This is a genomic window from Bacillus sp. M13(2017), from assembly GCF_002218325.1.
GTDB classification, from domain to species: Bacteria; Bacillota; Bacilli; order Bacillales; family Bacillaceae_G; genus Bacillus_A; species Bacillus_A thuringiensis_K.
In genome coordinates, this window is record NZ_KZ268506.1 from 225,686 (window position 1) to 244,166 (window position 18,481).

Genomic DNA, 18,481 nt, shown 5'->3' on the forward strand with positions numbered 1-18,481 from the left:
GGAGAGGATGTGATTTTATGACAAAAATCACAGTAGTAGGAGCAGGTAGCTGGGGAACAGCGTTAGCGATGGTATTAGCTGACAATGGACATGATGTACGTATTTGGGGGAATCGCCCAGAACTTATGGATGAAATTAATACGAAACATGAGAATAGTCGATATCTCCCAGGCATTACATTGCCAAGCACAATCGTAGCCTACTCTTCTTTAGAAGAAGCATTAGTAGATGTAAATACAGTACTGCTAGTAGTACCAACGAAAGCGTACAGAGATGTATTACAAGAGATGAAAGAAATTGTTACTGAACCAATTACTTGGATTCATGCGAGCAAAGGAATTGAACCTGGTACGTCAAAACGTATTTCGGAAGTGATTGAGGAAGAAATTCCAGAGCACTTAATTAAAGATGTTGTTGTACTGTCTGGACCGAGTCATGCTGAAGAAGTCGGTTTACGACAAGCGACAACAGTTACGTCTGCAGCAAAGCGTATGGAAGCGGCTGAGGAAGTACAAGATTTATTTATGAATAGTTATTTCCGTGTATACACAAATCCAGATATCGTTGGAGTTGAACTTGGTGGTGCGTTAAAAAATATTATCGCATTAGCTGCTGGTATAACTGATGGTCTTGGATTAGGTGATAATGCAAAAGCAGCATTGATGACACGTGGTTTAACAGAGATTGCTCGTTTAGGAAGAAAGATGGGCGGGAATCCGTTAACGTTTGCTGGTCTAACTGGTATGGGAGACTTAATTGTAACTTGTACAAGTGTTCATAGCCGAAATTGGCGAGCTGGAAATATGCTTGGAAAAGGACACTCTTTAGAAGAAGTGTTAGAAAGTATGGGTATGGTTGTGGAAGGTGTAAGAACAACGAAAGCTGCTCATGAATTGGCAGAGAAAATGGAAGTTGAAATGCCGATTACAGCTGCTTTATATGACGTACTGTTCAATGGGAATAACGTAAAAGATGCGGTAGGCTCATTGATGGGACGTGTTCGAAAACATGAAGTGGAAGCTATACCTGATTTACTGTAAAGAAAAGCGCCAGAAGTACATTTGTACTTCTGGCGCTTTTTTTTATTTTTTGGGTCTTTTCACCATTTTTTCATTTTTGCATAGGATGAAGAGTAACTTGAGGAGAGGGTGAAAAGAATGGATAATAACATTTTTAATAATATTGAGAAGGAAGCGAAAGTAAATAAAGAGGATATTTTTAAATTAGCATCATCCGTGCAAAATGCGAATTTACGTGATGAAACTGTACTTCGTCAATTAATTCATCAAGTGGCTCTTATGGCGGGACGTGAAGTGCCGAAAGAGCAAGAGGATCAAATTGTAAAAGCGATTATTAATAATAATATGCCAACAGATTTTGGCTCGTTAAGCAAGATGTTTAAAAAATAAATTATGAGAAACAAAGAGTTTGTAGATTGCATATGATAGCCATGAAAGAATGGGAATAGAGCTGTTTTTGGGCATATTTGGTCAACCGAAGCGAGAGATACAATCGCTTCGGCTTTATTTTTGCCTAGATTGGTGAGAAATGCTGAAAAAACCTATTGATTAAAGTTACATATTCGCAATTTGTAGTAAAATGTTCTTTTTGTATTTGTTTAAAGATTTTAATTTGTTAAAATAGTATAAAAATAGATTAATAAAAAGGGGTGTGTATATGTCAGAAGGGCTTATGAAAATGTGGTTGGCTTTAGGGGCAATTGGATTTATGTTTTTTGCAGTAAGTTTTATTTTATTAAGTAGACATAAAATAAAGAATAAATTTTTGAAAGGGATTACAGCGTTAGTAGCCTACACCCTTATGATTGTGTCAGGAATTGTTATTTTTCTTGTTGTATTTAGTGGACCTGTACAGCAGTAAATGGAATGGTCTCGAAAATACTATATACGGAGCAAGTTATATTAGTATGAAAAGGTGATGCTAGTGAAAAAAGTCTATATTATTTTAATATTTTGTTGTATGAGCCTTTTAACGGGTTGTCTGTATCCGAAAGAAAATATAAAGCAAAATGCGGTTCCTTATGAAGATCAACTACAGGTTGTTCAAAAAGCTGTTGTGACATTTAAGGAGCAAAATGATGGGATATTGCCAATTAAGACGAGGGATATGAGTACACCTATTTATCAAAAGTATCCAATCGATTTTCAACAGATTGCCCCGCGTTACATACAAGAAGCGCCAGGGAATGCGTATGAAAGTGGAGGAGTATATCAATACGTATTAATAGACGTTGAAACAAATCCAACAGTAAAGTTAATTGATGTTAGGATGGCTGAACAAATTCAGGAACTCTCTTTAAAGCTTAGGATGTATCGTGATGAACATCAATATCCACCTTTTAAAAAAGTAATTTCAGATGGTGTATATGAATTGGATTTCAAAAAACTAGGATATAAAGATGTACCACAAGTGACAAGTCCATATTCTGGTAAAGGACTTCCTTTTGTAATTAATGAAAAAGGAGAAGTTTTTGTTGATTATAGAATTGACTTATATGACGCTTTGAAAAAAAATGAAGGGCAGTTTACAGAGGGAGAAGATATTCGAAATATACTTTTGAAAGCTTCCCCGTTTGTACCAGCTTATTCTTTACCGTACACAGTAAAGGACGGAGAACCAATTTTTTTAAAATGATAAGTCATGAACCTTTCTTTTAGTGAATAAGTTCTAGAAGAAAGGTTTTTTATGTTATACAACTTACGATGCAAACAAAAGATATTTTTTAATAGTCATATGAAATTGGACAAAATTATATGATATATTGTCCGAACTTCTAGAATACCATTATATTATATCAGATATTATAGGCAACGTTAGAGAAGGTATTAGTTGACTATAAACGCGGAATTATTCCCAAAAATTTTGAGGGAGGGAATCACTTGGAAAAGGTAGATATTTTTAAAGATATTGCAGAACGAACAGGCGGTGATATTTATTTTGGAGTTGTAGGAGCTGTTCGAACAGGGAAATCAACATTCATTAAAAAATTTATGGAACTTGTAGTTATTCCAAATATTGAGAATGAGTCTGACCGTCAAAGAGCGCAGGATGAATTGCCTCAAAGTGCTGCTGGTCGTACAATTATGACGACGGAACCGAAGTTTGTTCCAAACCAAGCGGTTTCTATCGAAGTAGATGAAGGACTTGAAGTGAATATTCGATTAGTAGATTGTGTTGGATATACGGTTCCTGGAGCGAAGGGCTATGAAGATGAGAATGGCCCGCGCATGATTAATACCCCTTGGTATGAAGAACCTATTCCATTCCATGAAGCTGCAGAAATTGGCACGCGTAAAGTAATTCAAGAACATTCAACAATTGGTGTTGTAATTACAACAGATGGAACAATTGGTGAAATTCCAAGAAGAGATTATATAGAGGCAGAAGAACGCGTTGTAAATGAGTTGAAAGAAGTAGGAAAACCTTTCATTATGATAATTAATACGGTACAGCCGTATCATCCAGATACAGAGCAATTACGCCAAAGTTTATCAGAAGAATATGATATCCCGGTTATTGCAATGAGTGTGGAGAGTTTAAGAGAAACAGATGTATATAATGTACTTCGTGAAGCGTTATTTGAATTCCCTGTATTAGAAGTGAATGTGAACCTTCCAAGCTGGGTAATGGTGCTAAATGAAGGGCATTGGTTGCGTCAAAGTTATCAAGAAGCAGTTCAAGAAACTGTGAAGGATATAAAACGTCTTCGTGATGTGGATCGCGTTGTTTGGCAGTTTAGTCAATATGAATTTATTGATCGAGCGAGCCTAGCTGGCATTGATATGGGGCAAGGTGTGGCGGAGATTGATTTATATGCGCCAGATGAATTATATGATCAGATTTTAAAAGAAGTAGTAGGAGTAGAAATTCGAGGGAAAGATCATTTATTAAAGCTTATGCTCGATTTATCTCATGCGAAAATAGAGTACGATCAAGTGGCGGATGCACTGCGTATGGTTAAGCAAACAGGATATGGTGTAGCAGCGCCTGCATTAGCGGATATGAGCTTAGATGAGCCAGAAATTATTCGTCACGGTTCAAGGTTTGGTGTGAAGTTAAAAGCGGTAGCGCCATCTATTCATATGATTAAAGTAGATGTAGAGTCAACGTTTGAGCCGATTATAGGTACTGAAAAGCAAAGTGAAGAATTAGTTCGTTATTTAATGCAAGATTTTGAAGATGACCCGTTATCAATTTGGAATTCTGATATATTTGGACGTTCACTTAGCTCGATTGTTCGAGAAGGAATTCAGGCAAAATTATCTTTAATGCCAGAAAATGCTAGATATAAATTAAAAGAAACGCTAGAAAGAATTATTAATGAAGGATCTGGCGGATTAATTGCGATTATACTATAATAAAAAATCCCTCTCATTGTAGAGGGATTTTTTATTTTTTTTGATTGTAAAATAGAAAAATAAACAGTCATTATCTAATACATTGTTGTAAATTGTCAAGTTTCATCAGATTTTCACATTTTCAGAGTAACAATTTCCTTAAAAATATTGAATTATAAAGGAGAATCGTATAATATAGGCGTTGATAATGATTTATCTACATCTTTGTAGTATAGAATTTGCAAAAATTGCCTACAAATGAAAGTAAGACTCATTTTATGATCATTATACAGTCTTATCTTTGGGAGGAGGTGAATGGCATGAACAAGACAGATTTAATCAATGCTGTTGCAGAAGCAAGTTCCCTTTCTAAAAAGGACGCAACAAAAGCAGTAGACGCTGTTTTTGATTCTATCTTAGAAGCTTTAAAACAAGGTGATAAAGTACAACTGATCGGATTCGGTAACTTCGAAGTTCGTGAGCGTGCGGCTCGTAAAGGTCGTAACCCACAAACAGGTGAGGAGATTGAAATCGCTGCAAGTAAAGTACCTGCATTCAAACCTGGTAAAGCGTTAAAAGATGCGGTTAAATAATCCTTACATATTAACAGGGAAGAAGAGTTTCCTTTTTGGGAACTCTTCTTTTTGCTTTTAAAAACATAAATATGCTAGAATGTGTTCGTATCACTTTTAGGTTTTCGGGAGGGCTAGCGGATGGCAAAAGTTAATTTAGAACAAATTGAACATGCAGTACGCCTTATTTTAGAGGCGATTGGGGATGACCCAAATCGTGAGGGAGTACTTGATACACCAAAGCGTGTTGCAAAAATGTACGCAGAAGTGTTCTCAGGTATGCATGAAGATCCGAAAGAGCATTTGCATAAAGTATTCGGAGAAGATCACGAAGAGCTTGTACTAGTAAAAGATATACCATTTTATTCGATGTGTGAGCATCATTTAGTTCCATTCTATGGAGTTGCTCACGTTGCATATATTCCGCAAGGTGGAAAGGTGACAGGGTTAAGTAAATTAGCTCGTACTGTAGATACAATTGCACGTCGTCCACAACTGCAAGAACGTATTACATCAACAGTAGCGAACTCTATTATGGAAGTACTAGAGCCTCATGGTGTAATGGTAGTAGTAGAAGCAGAACATATGTGTATGACGATGCGTGGTGTGAAAAAACCAGGTGCGAAAACAGTAACGACAGCAGTACGTGGTGTGCTTGAAAATGATGCTGCAGCACGCAGTGAAATTTTATCGTTTATTAAAACGAAGTAAAGAAAAGCGGGAAACTGCTTTTCTTTTTTTTTTTAGTAAATAAATGATATAGTTTTAACTAGACAGAGTGAGATTAGAAAGATTGCTTACATGAATGGTAGGTGTAGCCAAGTTTTGGTTATAGAAAATAGAGTGTATGTGTTATAATAAGTTTTATGAATTAGAAAACAAGGGTGATTTTTTGTGTGTGACATCTACGGAGGGTATGCGGGTATAAAAGAAAAATTGATGGAGAAATTACGCCATCCTTATTTTATAAACTATATTGAAGAACCATTTATTGATGAAGAAAAGATAGCATTGTTATATGGTGCTTTAAAGAGTGCAAACTTACATATAGAACAAATTGAGCATTACGTAGTAACAATTATGCTTGTACAAATTGCGCTTGATACACATGAAAGGGTATCAAATAAAGTAGGCGAGGAAGAAATTGAATCGCATAAATGTCGTCAATTAACAGTACTTGCAGGCGATTACTATAGTGGACTATATTATTATTTATTGTCTATGAACCGTGATATTGTTTTAATTCGTGCACTTGCTGAAGGAATTAAAGAGATAAATGAACACAAAATTATGTTATACCAAAAAGCGCATGAAACGATGAATGACATAATGAAAAGCATAGTAACGATTGAGTCTGCACTCCTTCAAAAAACATGTGATCATTTTCATTTATCACATTGGAAGCCATTTATCACATACGTATTAGGTGGAAATCGCCTTCAAAAAGAAATTCAATTGTATGCTGATAAACAACATTCACCTGTTTTTCAAGCTATGCAAGATGCTTTAGGGGATAAAGCAGAAGTAGTGATTAATGGTTGGATGAAGGACTTGAGAAAGAAAGAAAAACAATTTTTAGAAAATCACACAGATATAAATAAAATAAATTCTGTGTTAAGGAATAAATAGAAGACATAAGCAATTTTACATTGGAAGAAGGTACGAGCATGCAACAATCAAAAGAAGAAAGAGTACATGACGTATTTGAAAAGATTTCTGATAAATACGATGTGATGAATTCTGTAATTAGTTTTCAAAGACATAAAGCGTGGCGTAAAGAAACGATGCGAATTATGGATGTACAACCAGGCAGTCAAGCGCTTGATGTATGCTGTGGAACCGCGGATTGGACAATTGCGCTAGCTGGAGCCGTAGGTGAACAAGGAAAGGTTGTTGGCTTAGACTTCAGTGAAAATATGTTATCTGTCGGTAAGCAAAAGGTAGAGGCGTTACAATTAAAACAAGTAGAACTTCTACATGGGAATGCAATGGAACTTCCGTTTGAAGATAATACGTTTGATTATGTGACGATTGGGTTTGGTTTACGTAACGTGCCGGATTATATGCACGTATTAAAAGAAATGACGCGTGTAGTAAAACCAGGTGGAAAAGTAATCTGTTTAGAAACATCTCAACCAACAATGATTGGTTTTCGACAAGGGTATATTTTATACTTTAAATATATCATGCCGTTATTTGGAAAGATGTTTGCGAAAAGTTATAAAGAATATTCATGGCTTCAAGAATCTGCTAGTACGTTCCCAGGAATGAAAGAATTGGCTCAAATGTTTGAGCAAGCTGGACTTGAACGTGTGCAAGTGAAACCATTTACTTTTGGGGTAGCAGCGATGCATTTAGGTATTAAACCAGAATCAAAATAGAAAAAAGAAGTTTTAGGTTAAGGTGAACAATATGAAGTTACAACTTATGTACTCTTTTTTACGATCGGATATTAATGTGATAGAAAAAGAATTAAAAAAGACAGTCGCTTCTGAACAGCCATTAGTAGAAGAGGCAGCATTACAGCTTATTGAAGCTGGTGGGAAACGAATTCGTCCTGTATTTGTGTTGCTTGCAGGGAAATTTGGAGATTATAAGTTAGATGCGATTAAGCATGTTGCTGTTGCGTTAGAACTTATTCATATGGCTTCTCTTGTTCACGATGATGTTATTGATGCTGCATTTTTACGACGCGGCAGTGCGACTGTGAATGCGAAATGGGGAGATCGTATTGCGATGTATACAGGGGACTATCTGTTCGCTAAGTCTCTTGAATGTATAACAAATATCGAAATTCCAGAGGCGCATCAAGCGTTATCACATACTATTTTAGAAGTCTGTAAAGGTGAAATTGAACAAATTAAAGATAAATACAATTATGACCAAAATTTAAGAACGTATTTAAGAAGAATAAAGCGAAAAACAGCATTATTAATTGCCGCGAGTTGTCAATTGGGAGCGATTGCTGCTGGTGCTAATCGTGATACGGTAAATCGTCTATTTTGGTATGGGTATTTTGTAGGGATGTCTTATCAAATTATTGATGACATTTTAGACTTCGTTTCCACAGAAGAGAAACTTGGAAAACCTGCTGGCGGAGATTTACTACAAGGGAATATTACACTTCCTGCTTTATATGCGATGGAAGATCCAGTACTTCGTCAGAAAATCACATCTGTACATGAAAATTCAACAGCAAGTGAAATGCAAGAAATTATTGATGCTGTAAAAAATAGTACAGCAATTGATCAAGCATTTGCGTTTAGTGAACGTTATTTACATAAAGCTTTAGAAATAATAAAACCACTTCCACGTGGAAAAGCAAAGTACGCATTACAAAATGTTGCAAAGTATATTGGAAAACGAAAATTTTAATGTTTATTCTAAAAAATAAAATAATCTCTCTATTTCAAAACTATTGCACAATTGTGATAAGGGTGATAATATGTGTGTGGGGATATACAATTACATACATAATTCAGAAGTGGAGAGATTTTTTATGGAAAAAACATTTCTAATGGTAAAACCAGACGGTGTACAACGTGCCTTCATTGGGGAAATTGTAGCTCGTTTTGAGAAAAAAGGCTTTCAATTAGTTGGTGCAAAATTAATGCAAGTCACTCCGGAAATTGCTGGACAACACTACGCTGAGCATAAGGAAAAACCTTTCTTTGGTGAGTTAGTAGAGTTTATTACATCTGGACCTGTATTCGCAATGGTATGGCAAGGTGAAGGTGTAGTAGATACAGCGCGTAACATGATGGGGAAAACAAGACCACATGAAGCAGCTCCTGGAACAATTCGTGGAGATTTCGGTGTAACTGTTGCGAAAAACATTATCCATGGTTCTGATTCTTTAGAAAGCGCAGAGCGCGAGATTGCTATTTTCTTTAAAGAAGAAGAATTAGTTGACTACTCAAAATTAATGAATGAATGGATTTACTAATTATTTTGAAATAATTTGTAAACGCTTTAATCACTGTGATAATAGTAAAAAGTGCAAGGAGAATAGGGGTATTCTTCTTGCACTTTTTTTATTTTCAGTTAGTTACGAAGTTTGAGCTGTTATGATATGTTGATATTTAAATTAGGCCTATCGGAAATATAGAATAAGAAAATGGTCGATTTATGATATAATTTCTTTAATATTTTTAGAATGATAAAAGTTAATATAGTGAGATAAATACATATACGAAAAGAGGAATAACGTATGCGATATATTACAGCTGGTGAATCTCATGGTCCACAACTTACAACGATTATAGAAGGTGTTCCGGCAGGATTGTCTTTAGTAGCAGATGATATAAACGAAGAGTTAGCTAGAAGGCAAAAGGGATATGGGCGCGGTAGACGCATGCAAATTGAAACGGATCAAGTGCAAATTTTAAGTGGTGTTAGACATGGAGAAACATTAGGTTCCCCTATTGCACTTGTTGTTGAAAATCGTGATTTTGCACACTGGACAAAAATTATGGGGGCGGAGCCTTTAACTGAGCAAGAAGAAAAAGAGATGAAAAGGAAAGTGACAAAACCAAGGCCTGGGCATGCTGATTTAAATGGTGCGATTAAATATGGTCATAGAGATATGAGGAATGTACTGGAACGCTCGTCAGCGCGCGAAACGACGGTACGTGTTGCTGCTGGTGCGGTTGCTAAAAAGGTGTTAGCAGAACTTGGTATTAAAGTGGCGGGCCATGTAATTGAAATTGGCGGTGTACAAGCTAAGGAGATTACGTATAGTTCAATTGAAGAATTAAAGAGTATTACAGAAGCATCTTCTGTACGTTGCTTAGATGAAGAAGCTGGTAACCAAATGATGAAAGCGATTGATGATGCGAAAGCAAATGGTGATTCAATTGGTGGAATCGTTGAAGTAATTGTGGAAGGGATGCCAATTGGAGTAGGTAGCTACGTGCATTATGATCGAAAACTGGATGCGAAATTAGCAGCTGCAATTATGAGTATTAATGCTTTTAAAGGTATCGAGATTGGAATTGGTTTTGAAGCAGCGCATAGACCAGGAAGTGAAGTTCATGATGAAATTCTGTGGGATGAGGAGCATGGATATACACGAAGAACAAATAATGCAGGTGGACTAGAAGGCGGTATGACGACTGGAATGCCAATTGTTGTGCGCGGTGTGATGAAACCGATACCTACACTTTATAAACCTCTTCAAAGTGTAGATATTGATACGAAAGAGCCTTTTACAGCGAGTATTGAACGTTCAGATAGTTGTGCAGTGCCAGCAGCTAGTGTCGTTGCAGAAGCGGTTGTGGCTTGGGAATTAGCGACAGCTTTAATAGAACAATTCGGATTAGATCGTATGGAACTAATTCGTGAAAATATTGAGAAACATAATGAATATGCGAGGGGATTTTAATGGGAAACATACATATTCAAACGAAATCAAAAGAATATGATGTACATGTTGGTAAAGAAGCGTTGTCAAACTTAACAATGATCGTTCAAAATATGCAGCCAGCGGTATCTAACGTAATGATCATTTCAGATGAAGCTGTTGCATCACTACATTTACAGACAGTTATCGATGCATTACAAGTAGAGCAGCACGTGTTTTCGTTTGTTGTACCAAGTGGCGAAAAAGAGAAGTCTTTCGAAAATTTCTATGCGGCTCATACGTCAGCTCTTGAAAATAAATTAGATAGAAATTCTTTAATTCTTGCACTTGGAGGCGGAATGATTGGAGATTTAGCTGGTTTTGTTGCTGCATCGTTTATGCGTGGTATTCGCTTTGTGCAGGTTCCGACAACTTTATTAGCGCACGATAGCGCAGTGGGTGGGAAAGTAGCGATTAACCATCCGTTAGGTAAAAATATGATTGGTGCATTCCATCAGCCAGAAGCAGTTGTATATCATACACCGTTTTTACAGTCTCTTCCTGAAAAAGAGTGGCGTTCAGGTTATGCAGAGGTGATAAAGCATGCTCTTATCGGTGATGTGGAGCTATACCATTGGTTAAAAGAAGAAGTGCAAACATTAGCGGATCTTCATGATGAGAAGTTAATCCATATATTAACGAAGGCGATTCCTGTAAAGGCAAATGTTGTGTCACAAGATGAAACAGAGAAGGGTATACGTGCTCATTTGAACTTTGGACATACGTTAGGACATGCTCTTGAAAAAGAGCTAGGGTATGGAAATATTACTCACGGTGACGGTGTAGCGGTTGGAATGTTATTCGCCATATTTTTAAGTGAGCAAGTGTACAAGGTTGATCTTGCTTATGAAGATATGAAGCAGTGGTTCTTGAAATACGGCTATCCAAAAATGCCAAGAGATTTGAATGTAGAGCGCCTCGTTCAATTGATGAAACAAGATAAGAAAGCAAATGCAGGAGCAATTCATATGGTGCTTATGCAGGAATATGGGGTAGTGAATGTCGTATCTATTTCAGATGAGACTGTTCATATTGCGTTAGAGGCATTTCAAAAAGATATGGTTTAAAATGATAGCGAAGTGCTGTGAAGTGCTCATTTAGAGGTATTCTCGTAATAGTGACGGTTATGACAAAAGATTACAGTAAGGGGCTATAACCGTATTGTAATCAAATTGAATGAAATGACTGGGGGAAGAAAAATGAGAGTGAAAGAGCAATTGTTAACTTTGAGAGCGTATGTGCCTGGGAAAAACATTGAAGAAGTAAAAAGGGAATATGGTTTATCAAAAATTGTGAAATTAGCATCCAACGAAAATCCATTCGGTTGTTCAGCACGTGTGACAGAAGCATTAACTTCTTTAGCGAGCCAATATGCCCTTTATCCAGATGGATATGCCTTTGAACTTCGGACAAAAGTAGCGGAACATTTAGGTGTAAAAGCAGAACAACTACTATTTGGTAGTGGATTAGATGAAGTCATTCAAATGATTAGCCGAGCGTTACTACATGAAGGAACAAACGTTGTAATGGCGAATCCTACGTTTTCACAATATCATCACCATGCTGTTATTGAAGGAGCAGAAGTTCGTGAAGTATCACTTAAAGATGGTATTCACGATTTAGATGCAATGCTAGAGCAAGTAGATGAGAAAACGAAAATTGTATGGATTTGTAATCCGAATAATCCAACAGGTACATATGTTGAGAAACAAAAATTACTTTCATTTTTAGAATCAGTTCCTAAGTCGGCTCTCGTTATTATGGACGAAGCATATTATGAATACGCGGAAGCAGAAGACTATCCGCAAACATTACCACTTCTTGAAAAGTATGAAAATCTTATGGTTTTACGCACGTTTTCAAAAGCATATGGTTTAGCTGCTTTTCGTATCGGATATGCGATTGGGGATGCGAAGTTAATCGGACAGCTAGAAGTAGCTAGGTTACCATTCAATACATCAACTGTAGCCCAATCTGTAGCACTCGCTGCATTAAAAGATCAAGCCTTTTTACAAGATTGTGTGCAAAAGAATGCTGAAGGTTTAAATCAGTATTATGCATTTTGTAAAGAATATAACGTATTCTATTATCCATCTCAAACAAATTTCATTTTCTTAAAACTTGGTATACCGGGTAATGAAGCTTTCGAACGATTAATGAAAAAAGGATATATCGTTCGTTCTGGTGCTGCATTTGGTATCGATGATGGTATTCGTATTACTGTCGGTTTGAAGGAAGAAAATGATGAAATTATAGAGTTGCTGAAAGAGCTTGTAAATGAGCAAGTACAGAAAGAAGAAACATATTCTTAAGAGATTGTGAAGGCTCCTAGTATAGGAGCCTTTTTTATCGCATTAAAAATAAAGGTTGAAGACTGCTAATTAAGTTGTTCTGTAAACCATAGTTTGTATGGCTCGATAATTAGTGAGAGAAGTTATTTGCACGGTCATAAAAGAAAGCGGTACAATAGAAGATGAGGATAAGGTATCGGTGTCATATTCGAACCGTTTGAACAATTACCTACTCTGTAAGAAGAAGTATAAGAAGATGCATGCTCATTCTAAAGGTTGCGTTCTAACAGTGAGTTGCTTATGATAAAGTGAAACTTTAATCAGTGGGGGGATGTTTATCCCCCGCTGATTATTAGTTGAACCAATCGGGCTTTTACGGGCAGTTGATCCCAAAACTAACTTCTTTGCCTTAGCTGAATTTTGAGGTGGGGGTCTTACTGCCCGTTAATAGCGGGGTAAATGAACAGAAGAGAATATTTTTTAGAATTAAAGGAGACGTTTATGCAAAAGTTTGAACAAGCTGTTTCATATATTGAAAATGGTGAAGCGGAAAAAGGATTACAATTATTAAAAGAACAATTAAAACTTGCGAATGATGAAGAGAAGTATGATATCGCTCGTTACTATCATACGCTTGGATTTACAGATGAGGCATTAGCAATTACTGAAGACTTACGTTTACTGTATCCAGAAGAAAGTGAATTCACTGTATTTTTAGCAGAATTATATATTGATCTAGATAAAGAAGATGAAGCGATTGAAGTGCTTCATGATATTCCAGAAAATGACGATTTATATGTTCAATCGTTATTACTTGTTGCAGATTTATTCCAAATGCAAGGTTTTGATGATGTAGCAGAGCAAAAACTATTAAAGGCGAAAGAAATGATGCCTGATGAACCTGTTATTACGTTTGGGTTAGCAGAATTATATAGTAGTAAAGGTGAAGAACAAAAGGCAATTACTTATTATGAATCGCTATTAGCGGAACATAAAGTAATGGGTGGTGTTGTGATTGCACTTCGCCTCGCAGAAACGTTAAGCGCGATCGGAAACTGGGAAGAAGCGATTTCTTATTATGAAGCAGGCCTAGAGGAACAAAAAGATATTCACTCATTATTTGGATATGCCTTTACATTATACCAAGGTGAAGAATATCAGAGAGCAATTGGTGCTTGGCAAGAACTAAAAGAATTAGACCCTGAGTACGCATCACTGTACATGTATTTAGCGAAAAGCTATGAAAAAGAAGGAATGCTTCAAGAAAGCTATGAAACGCTTCATGAAGGAATTAAAGTAGATGAGCTTTCAGTTCCATTTTATGTAGAGTTAGCGAACATTGCGGCGAAATTAGGAAAAATAGTAGAAGCAGAGGAAGTTCTTCAAAAAGCGCTTGAGTTAGATCCAGGGCATTTAGGTGCAACATTAAAATATGCATATATCTTAAAAGAACAAGAAAAGTACGAAGAGTTAATTGCAATTGTAGAGCGTGCTATTGATAGTGGAGAACCAGATACACAACTACTTTGGGATCTTGCGTATGCAAAAAAACAATTAGAAATGTATTCGGATGCATTAAAACACTATGAAAGTGCATATACTTCTTTTAAGAATCATCCAGACTTCTTAGAAGAGTACGGTTATTTCTTATTGGAAGAAGGAAAACGAAAAGAGGCGAAAGAAGTATTTACCCAGTTATTACAACTAGACCCGACACAAATTCATATTGAAGAGTTGTTATATAATTTAGAGGATTTTTCATAAGTTGGAAGGAAACTGAATGCCGCTTCTTGAATCTAAAAAGAAAAGAGAAAGACAGAGGAGGGACTTAATTGCTATGAATACCCCTGTTTCTGTAAACGAGAAGAAGGATTTTGTAAAATGGTTTTTGAATAATTACCAACTGAAACAGCGTGAATGTGTATGGATTCTGAATTATTTAATGAGTCACGACCAATTGATGCATAAAGTCCACTTCGTAGAGCATGCAAAATATTGTCCGCGTGGCTTAGTAATGTCAGCGAATTGTGTGAAAGACACACCGTTTCACTTTTTTAAACAAAATGTTATGACAACAGATGCTGAAAAATCGTTTCATGATATTCGTTTAAATCGAGATGAGGATATTTATATTCAACTCAACTTTAAATCATCGTTTCAAAATGCGAATTATGTAGCTGTATTAGAAGAAAATCCATATCTACCAAAGCATATTGAAGTAAATGAAAAAGATCGTTTACTTGCAGAAAGATTTTTGGAAGAAAGTGTATTTTCGTTTAGGAGAGAACGCCTTTTGAAACAAATTGATGAAGCGTTAGATAAGCAAGATAAGGAAGCGTTTCATAGATTAACGGCAGAGTTAAAGACTTTATAGAATTTATTTGGATTAATTAATTTTTACAAATTTCAGACTTTTATTAAGAAAAACTACCTATATTGGGTAGTTTTTCTTTTTTTACCTCTTTTAGTGTGGTTTAATATATATAAAGTGAAAGTTCTGTCATTTGTAAGTGAAGGAGGGAAGGGATTTGAAGTGGATTGTAAAAGATGTAGAACAGTTTGAGCAAGCAAGAGAGTATGTTGATACAGGAGTAATACCGCTGTTATCAATTTCAGCAGCAAAAGAAATGAAAATGATTGTAGAACAAGGTGAATTTATCGAATTATTGAGCACGGAATTGGAAAGAGAGTATAAAGGAAGAGTGCTTTTACTGCCTGCGTTTACGTATTTGGTAGAAAGTCAAAAGAATGAAAAAGGTCGTTTGCAAGAATGGACAAATCATTTACGAAGTGAAGGTTTTAAGCATATTGCTTATGTTACAAGTGATTTTTCATGGAAAGAGGATATGCAAGAGTTACAGGGAGATTTATTTTGGTTTCCTTCATTAGCGTTAGAACAATTTAGTGATCAAGCAAAAAGAGAAGTTATTCATGCGCATATAAAAAATATAATGGTGATGTTGGAAGAGAAATGGGGAAACTCGCAATAAACAGAAAGTTCTTATTATTATGAGTGGTATGATATTGACCTGTGCATGAGCGTATTATATCATGATAGTGTCCTAGTTTTTATTTTTTATATAATTTATCACGAGGGGACAATTTCTGATAGAGGGGGGAAATTTTCGTGAGCGACAAAGAACATCGCGTGTCAAGAAGACAATTTTTAAATTACACACTCACAGGGGTAGGAGGCTTTATGGCTGCCGGTATTTTAATGCCGATGACGCGATTTGCGCTTGATCCGGTGTTAAGAAAAGAAGCGGGAACAGATATGGTTGCTGTTGCACAAGTAAAGGATATTACAACAGAGCCGAAGCGTTTCGATTTTAAAGTGAAGCAGGTTGATGGTTGGTACAAGTCTGAAGAACCAAAATCGGCTTGGGTTCATAAAGATGAAAGCGGAGACATTGTTGCGTTCTCTCCAGTATGTAAACATTTAGGATGTACAGTTAACTGGAATTCGGACAAAGCACATCCGAATCAATTCTTTTGCCCATGTCACGGGGGGCGTTATACAAAAGATGGGATTAACATTAAAGGTACGCCACCCCTTGCTCCGCTTGATGTGTACGAGTCTAAAGTGAAAGATGGAACGCTGTATCTAGGAAAAGCGAAGCCAAGAGGGGGTGCAAAGTAGATGTTAAATAAAATTTATGATTGGGTGGATGAAAGATTGGATATTACACCAATATGGCGTGATATCGCTGATCATGAAGTACCTGAACATGTAAACCCGGCACATCACTTTTCTGCATTCGTCTATTGCTTTGGAGGACTTACCTTTTTCGTTACTGTAATTCAAATTTTATCTGGAATGTTTTTGACGATGTATTATGTGCCTGATATTAAAAATGCTTGGGAATCAGTTTACTATTTACAAAATGAAGTTGCTTATGGGCAAATTGTTCGTGGTATGCACCACTGGGGTGCTAGTCTCGTAATTGTAATGATGTTTTTACATACACTCAGAGTTTTCTTCCAAGGTGCGTATAAAAAGCCCCGTGAGTTAAACTGGATTGTTGGTGTTCTTATTTTCTTTGTTATGTTAGGTCTTGGTTTTACCGGATATTTATTGCCGTGGGATATGAAAGCTTTATTTGCTACAAAAGTAGGGATTCAAATTGCAGAGCAAACACCGCTCATTGGTCCTTATATTAAAACATTACTCGCTGGTCATTCCGAAATTGTTGGCGCTCAAACATTAACTCGCTTCTTTGCTATTCACGTCTTCTTCTTACCAGCAGCACTTCTAGGTTTAATGGCCTTCCACTTCATCATGATTCGCAAACAAGGTATTTCCGGTCCACTATAAGAGATTGCTAAATTAAAGGGGAAAGAACTAAAGGAGGGAGATTATGCATCGCGGCAAAGGGATGAAGTTTGTAGGAGATTCTCGGGTACCAGTAGCTCGGAAACCAAATATTCCAAAAGACTATTCTGAATACCCAGGGAAAACAGAAGCATTTTGGCCGAACTTCTTGTTAAAAGAATGGATGGTTGGTGCAGTTTTTTTAATCGGTTATTTATGTTTAACAGTGGCGCATCCGTCGCCGCTTGAGAGAATGGCGGACCCAACTGATGCTGGATATATACCACTTCCAGATTGGTATTTCTTATTCTTGTATCAGTTATTAAAGTATTCTTATGCTTCCGGTTCATTTACTGTAATTGGAGCATTTATTATGCCAGGGATTGCGTTTGGAGCATTACTGTTAGCTCCATTTCTTGATCGAGGTCCAGAAAGACGTCCATTGAAGCGTCCTGTGGCAACTGGATTTATGCTTTTAGCAATTGCATCGATTATTTTTTTAACTTGGGAATCTGTAGCACACCACGACTGGGAAGCTGCAAAAAAACAAGGAGCAATTGTAAAAACAGCGCCAGTTGATAAAAATGATGATGGCTATAAATTAATGCAAAAAAATACTTGTTTAACATGTCATGGTGACAATTTACAGGGCGGGGCAGCAGCACCGGCACTGCAAAACTTAACTTTAAAGCCAGAAGAAATTGCTAAAATTGCGAAAGAGGGAAAAGGTTCAATGCCTAAAGGTGTATTTAAAGGTACGGATGAGGAACTGAAGAAGCTTTCGGAATTCATTGCAAAGTATAATAAAAAATAATAAAAAGCTGACTACAAAATTTGTAGTCAGCTTTTCTATTTAGTTGGATGAAGTTTGTTATAATAGAGTAGGATTTAATGAATGAATTACTTTGCTTGAAAGGTGTTGGACATACGGATTGGTGTACTTGTATGCAATGTTAAGACAACGCTCGGTATTATTATTTTTATTAATTGTTAACATATTAGGTACAATTTACGGATTTATATGGTACGGAAATCAATTGAAAGAAACGTCACCTATATTTTGGCCGTTTGTACCAGATAGTCCTATGGCGAGTCTCTTTTTTGTCTTTGTTTTAATTGCTTTTTTGGCAAAGAGAAACTGGGGATTAATAGAAGCGTTAGCGATTGTAACTTTAATAAAATATGGTATTTGGGCTGTTGTTGTAAACGGGATTATGATTTACGTAAAAGGGCCTATTGGCCTTATGGGCTACATGTTAATGCTTTCGCACTTTGCGATGGCAGTACAAGGATTTTTATATGCCCCATTTTATCGTATAAAAAAATGGCATTTTATAGTAGCAGCTGTGTGGACGTTGCATAACGATGCAATTGATTATTTATTTTGGCAAATGCCGCGATATGGAATTATGCATTTGTTTGTAGAGGAAATTGGTTATTTTACGTTTTGGTTAAGCATTGCTGTATTATGTATTACATATTATTGTTGTTTAAGTGAGCAAAGGAAACAATTTTCTTTATGATGGTTAGAACATTTTAGGGGGGAG

At 36.3% G+C, this 18,481-nt stretch carries 21 protein-coding genes; all 21 read left to right on the forward strand.

Annotation, left to right across the window (positions count from 1 at the left end):
* Nucleotides 1–17: 17 nt before the first annotated feature.
* The 21 genes from CGQ22_RS17925 (at nucleotide 18) to lhaT (ending at nucleotide 18,457) form a co-directional block, all read left to right on the forward strand.
* Entirely contained in the window at nucleotides 18–1,040 is a 1,023-nt protein-coding gene (locus CGQ22_RS17925) for an NAD(P)H-dependent glycerol-3-phosphate dehydrogenase (RefSeq protein ID WP_000161763.1), read from the forward strand.
* Nucleotides 1,041–1,157: 117 nt separating this feature from the next.
* Nucleotides 1,158–1,409, forward strand: coding sequence for a stage VI sporulation protein F (locus CGQ22_RS17930; protein WP_000369754.1), 252 nt, complete (start codon nucleotides 1,158–1,160; stop codon nucleotides 1,407–1,409).
* Between the two features lie 268 nt (nucleotides 1,410–1,677).
* Nucleotides 1,678–1,881, forward strand: a complete 204-nt coding sequence (locus CGQ22_RS17935) for a DUF2768 domain-containing protein (RefSeq protein WP_001289004.1) — start codon at nucleotides 1,678–1,680, stop codon at nucleotides 1,879–1,881.
* 63 nt (nucleotides 1,882–1,944) lie between these two features.
* Nucleotides 1,945–2,655 (forward strand): hypothetical protein, encoded by a 711-nt coding sequence (locus CGQ22_RS17940; RefSeq protein WP_000758623.1) that lies wholly within the window; start codon nucleotides 1,945–1,947, stop codon nucleotides 2,653–2,655.
* 245 nt (nucleotides 2,656–2,900) lie between these two features.
* Nucleotides 2,901–4,379 (forward strand): stage IV sporulation protein A, encoded by a 1,479-nt coding sequence (spoIVA, locus tag CGQ22_RS17945; protein WP_000416519.1) that lies wholly within the window; start codon nucleotides 2,901–2,903, stop codon nucleotides 4,377–4,379.
* Nucleotides 4,380–4,678: 299 nt separating this feature from the next.
* The gene (locus CGQ22_RS17950; RefSeq protein WP_001043860.1) at nucleotides 4,679–4,951 is read left to right on the forward strand and encodes an HU family DNA-binding protein; all 273 of its coding nucleotides are present in this window, start codon (nucleotides 4,679–4,681) and stop codon (nucleotides 4,949–4,951) included.
* A gap of 120 nt (nucleotides 4,952–5,071) precedes the next feature.
* Nucleotides 5,072–5,641: a GTP cyclohydrolase I FolE gene (gene folE, locus CGQ22_RS17955; protein ID WP_001151482.1), complete on the forward strand. Its 570-nt coding sequence runs from the start codon at nucleotides 5,072–5,074 to the stop codon at nucleotides 5,639–5,641.
* 183 nt (nucleotides 5,642–5,824) lie between these two features.
* On the forward strand, nucleotides 5,825–6,559 hold the full coding sequence (locus CGQ22_RS17960) for a heptaprenyl diphosphate synthase component 1 (RefSeq protein WP_000332856.1): 735 nt from the start codon (nucleotides 5,825–5,827) through the stop codon (nucleotides 6,557–6,559).
* Nucleotides 6,560–6,597: 38 nt separating this feature from the next.
* Nucleotides 6,598–7,311 (forward strand): 2-heptaprenyl-1,4-naphthoquinone methyltransferase, encoded by a 714-nt coding sequence (gene menG, locus CGQ22_RS17965; protein WP_001187674.1) that lies wholly within the window; start codon nucleotides 6,598–6,600, stop codon nucleotides 7,309–7,311.
* A 31-nt stretch (nucleotides 7,312–7,342) separates the two neighbouring features.
* The gene (gene hepT, locus CGQ22_RS17970; RefSeq protein ID WP_000776077.1) at nucleotides 7,343–8,305 is read left to right on the forward strand and encodes a heptaprenyl diphosphate synthase component II; all 963 of its coding nucleotides are present in this window, start codon (nucleotides 7,343–7,345) and stop codon (nucleotides 8,303–8,305) included.
* Nucleotides 8,306–8,429: 124 nt separating this feature from the next.
* On the forward strand, nucleotides 8,430–8,876 hold the full coding sequence (gene ndk, locus CGQ22_RS17975; protein WP_000415884.1) for a nucleoside-diphosphate kinase: 447 nt from the start codon (nucleotides 8,430–8,432) through the stop codon (nucleotides 8,874–8,876).
* Nucleotides 8,877–9,140: 264 nt separating this feature from the next.
* Complete coding sequence (gene aroC, locus CGQ22_RS17980; protein ID WP_089149047.1) at nucleotides 9,141–10,313, forward strand: chorismate synthase; 1,173 nt, start codon at nucleotides 9,141–9,143, stop codon at nucleotides 10,311–10,313.
* Complete coding sequence (gene aroB, locus CGQ22_RS17985; RefSeq protein WP_000526810.1) at nucleotides 10,313–11,398, forward strand: 3-dehydroquinate synthase; 1,086 nt, start codon at nucleotides 10,313–10,315, stop codon at nucleotides 11,396–11,398. Before aroC ends, aroB begins: the two co-directional genes overlap by 1 nt.
* Nucleotides 11,399–11,530: 132 nt before the next feature.
* Complete coding sequence (gene hisC, locus CGQ22_RS17990; RefSeq protein ID WP_089149048.1) at nucleotides 11,531–12,643, forward strand: histidinol-phosphate transaminase; 1,113 nt, start codon at nucleotides 11,531–11,533, stop codon at nucleotides 12,641–12,643.
* A 480-nt stretch (nucleotides 12,644–13,123) separates the two neighbouring features.
* A complete protein-coding gene (locus CGQ22_RS18000; RefSeq protein ID WP_089149049.1) occupies nucleotides 13,124–14,386 on the forward strand; it encodes a tetratricopeptide repeat protein in 1,263 nt (420 codons plus the stop codon).
* Between the two features lie 73 nt (nucleotides 14,387–14,459).
* Nucleotides 14,460–14,996 (forward strand): ReoY family proteolytic degradation factor, encoded by a 537-nt coding sequence (locus CGQ22_RS18005; protein WP_001095925.1) that lies wholly within the window; start codon nucleotides 14,460–14,462, stop codon nucleotides 14,994–14,996.
* Between the two features lie 154 nt (nucleotides 14,997–15,150).
* Nucleotides 15,151–15,612 carry a YpiF family protein gene (locus tag CGQ22_RS18010; RefSeq protein WP_000871305.1) on the forward strand — a complete coding sequence of 154 codons (462 nt, stop codon included), beginning with the start codon at nucleotides 15,151–15,153 and terminating at the stop codon, nucleotides 15,610–15,612.
* Between the two features lie 137 nt (nucleotides 15,613–15,749).
* Nucleotides 15,750–16,262, forward strand: coding sequence for a menaquinol-cytochrome c reductase iron-sulfur subunit (gene qcrA, locus CGQ22_RS18015; protein WP_001280593.1), 513 nt, complete (start codon nucleotides 15,750–15,752; stop codon nucleotides 16,260–16,262).
* Nucleotides 16,263–16,937: a menaquinol-cytochrome c reductase cytochrome b subunit gene (gene qcrB, locus CGQ22_RS18020; protein ID WP_000932700.1), complete on the forward strand. Its 675-nt coding sequence runs from the start codon at nucleotides 16,263–16,265 to the stop codon at nucleotides 16,935–16,937. It begins immediately after the preceding gene.
* A 43-nt stretch (nucleotides 16,938–16,980) separates the two neighbouring features.
* Nucleotides 16,981–17,748: a menaquinol-cytochrome c reductase cytochrome b/c subunit gene (gene qcrC, locus CGQ22_RS18025; protein WP_000554602.1), complete on the forward strand. Its 768-nt coding sequence runs from the start codon at nucleotides 16,981–16,983 to the stop codon at nucleotides 17,746–17,748.
* A 118-nt stretch (nucleotides 17,749–17,866) separates the two neighbouring features.
* Nucleotides 17,867–18,457 (forward strand): lipoprotein heptaprenylglyceryl N-acetyltransferase LhaT, encoded by a 591-nt coding sequence (lhaT, locus tag CGQ22_RS18030; protein WP_116777454.1) that lies wholly within the window; start codon nucleotides 17,867–17,869, stop codon nucleotides 18,455–18,457.
* The last annotated feature ends 24 nt before the right edge of the window (nucleotides 18,458–18,481 follow it).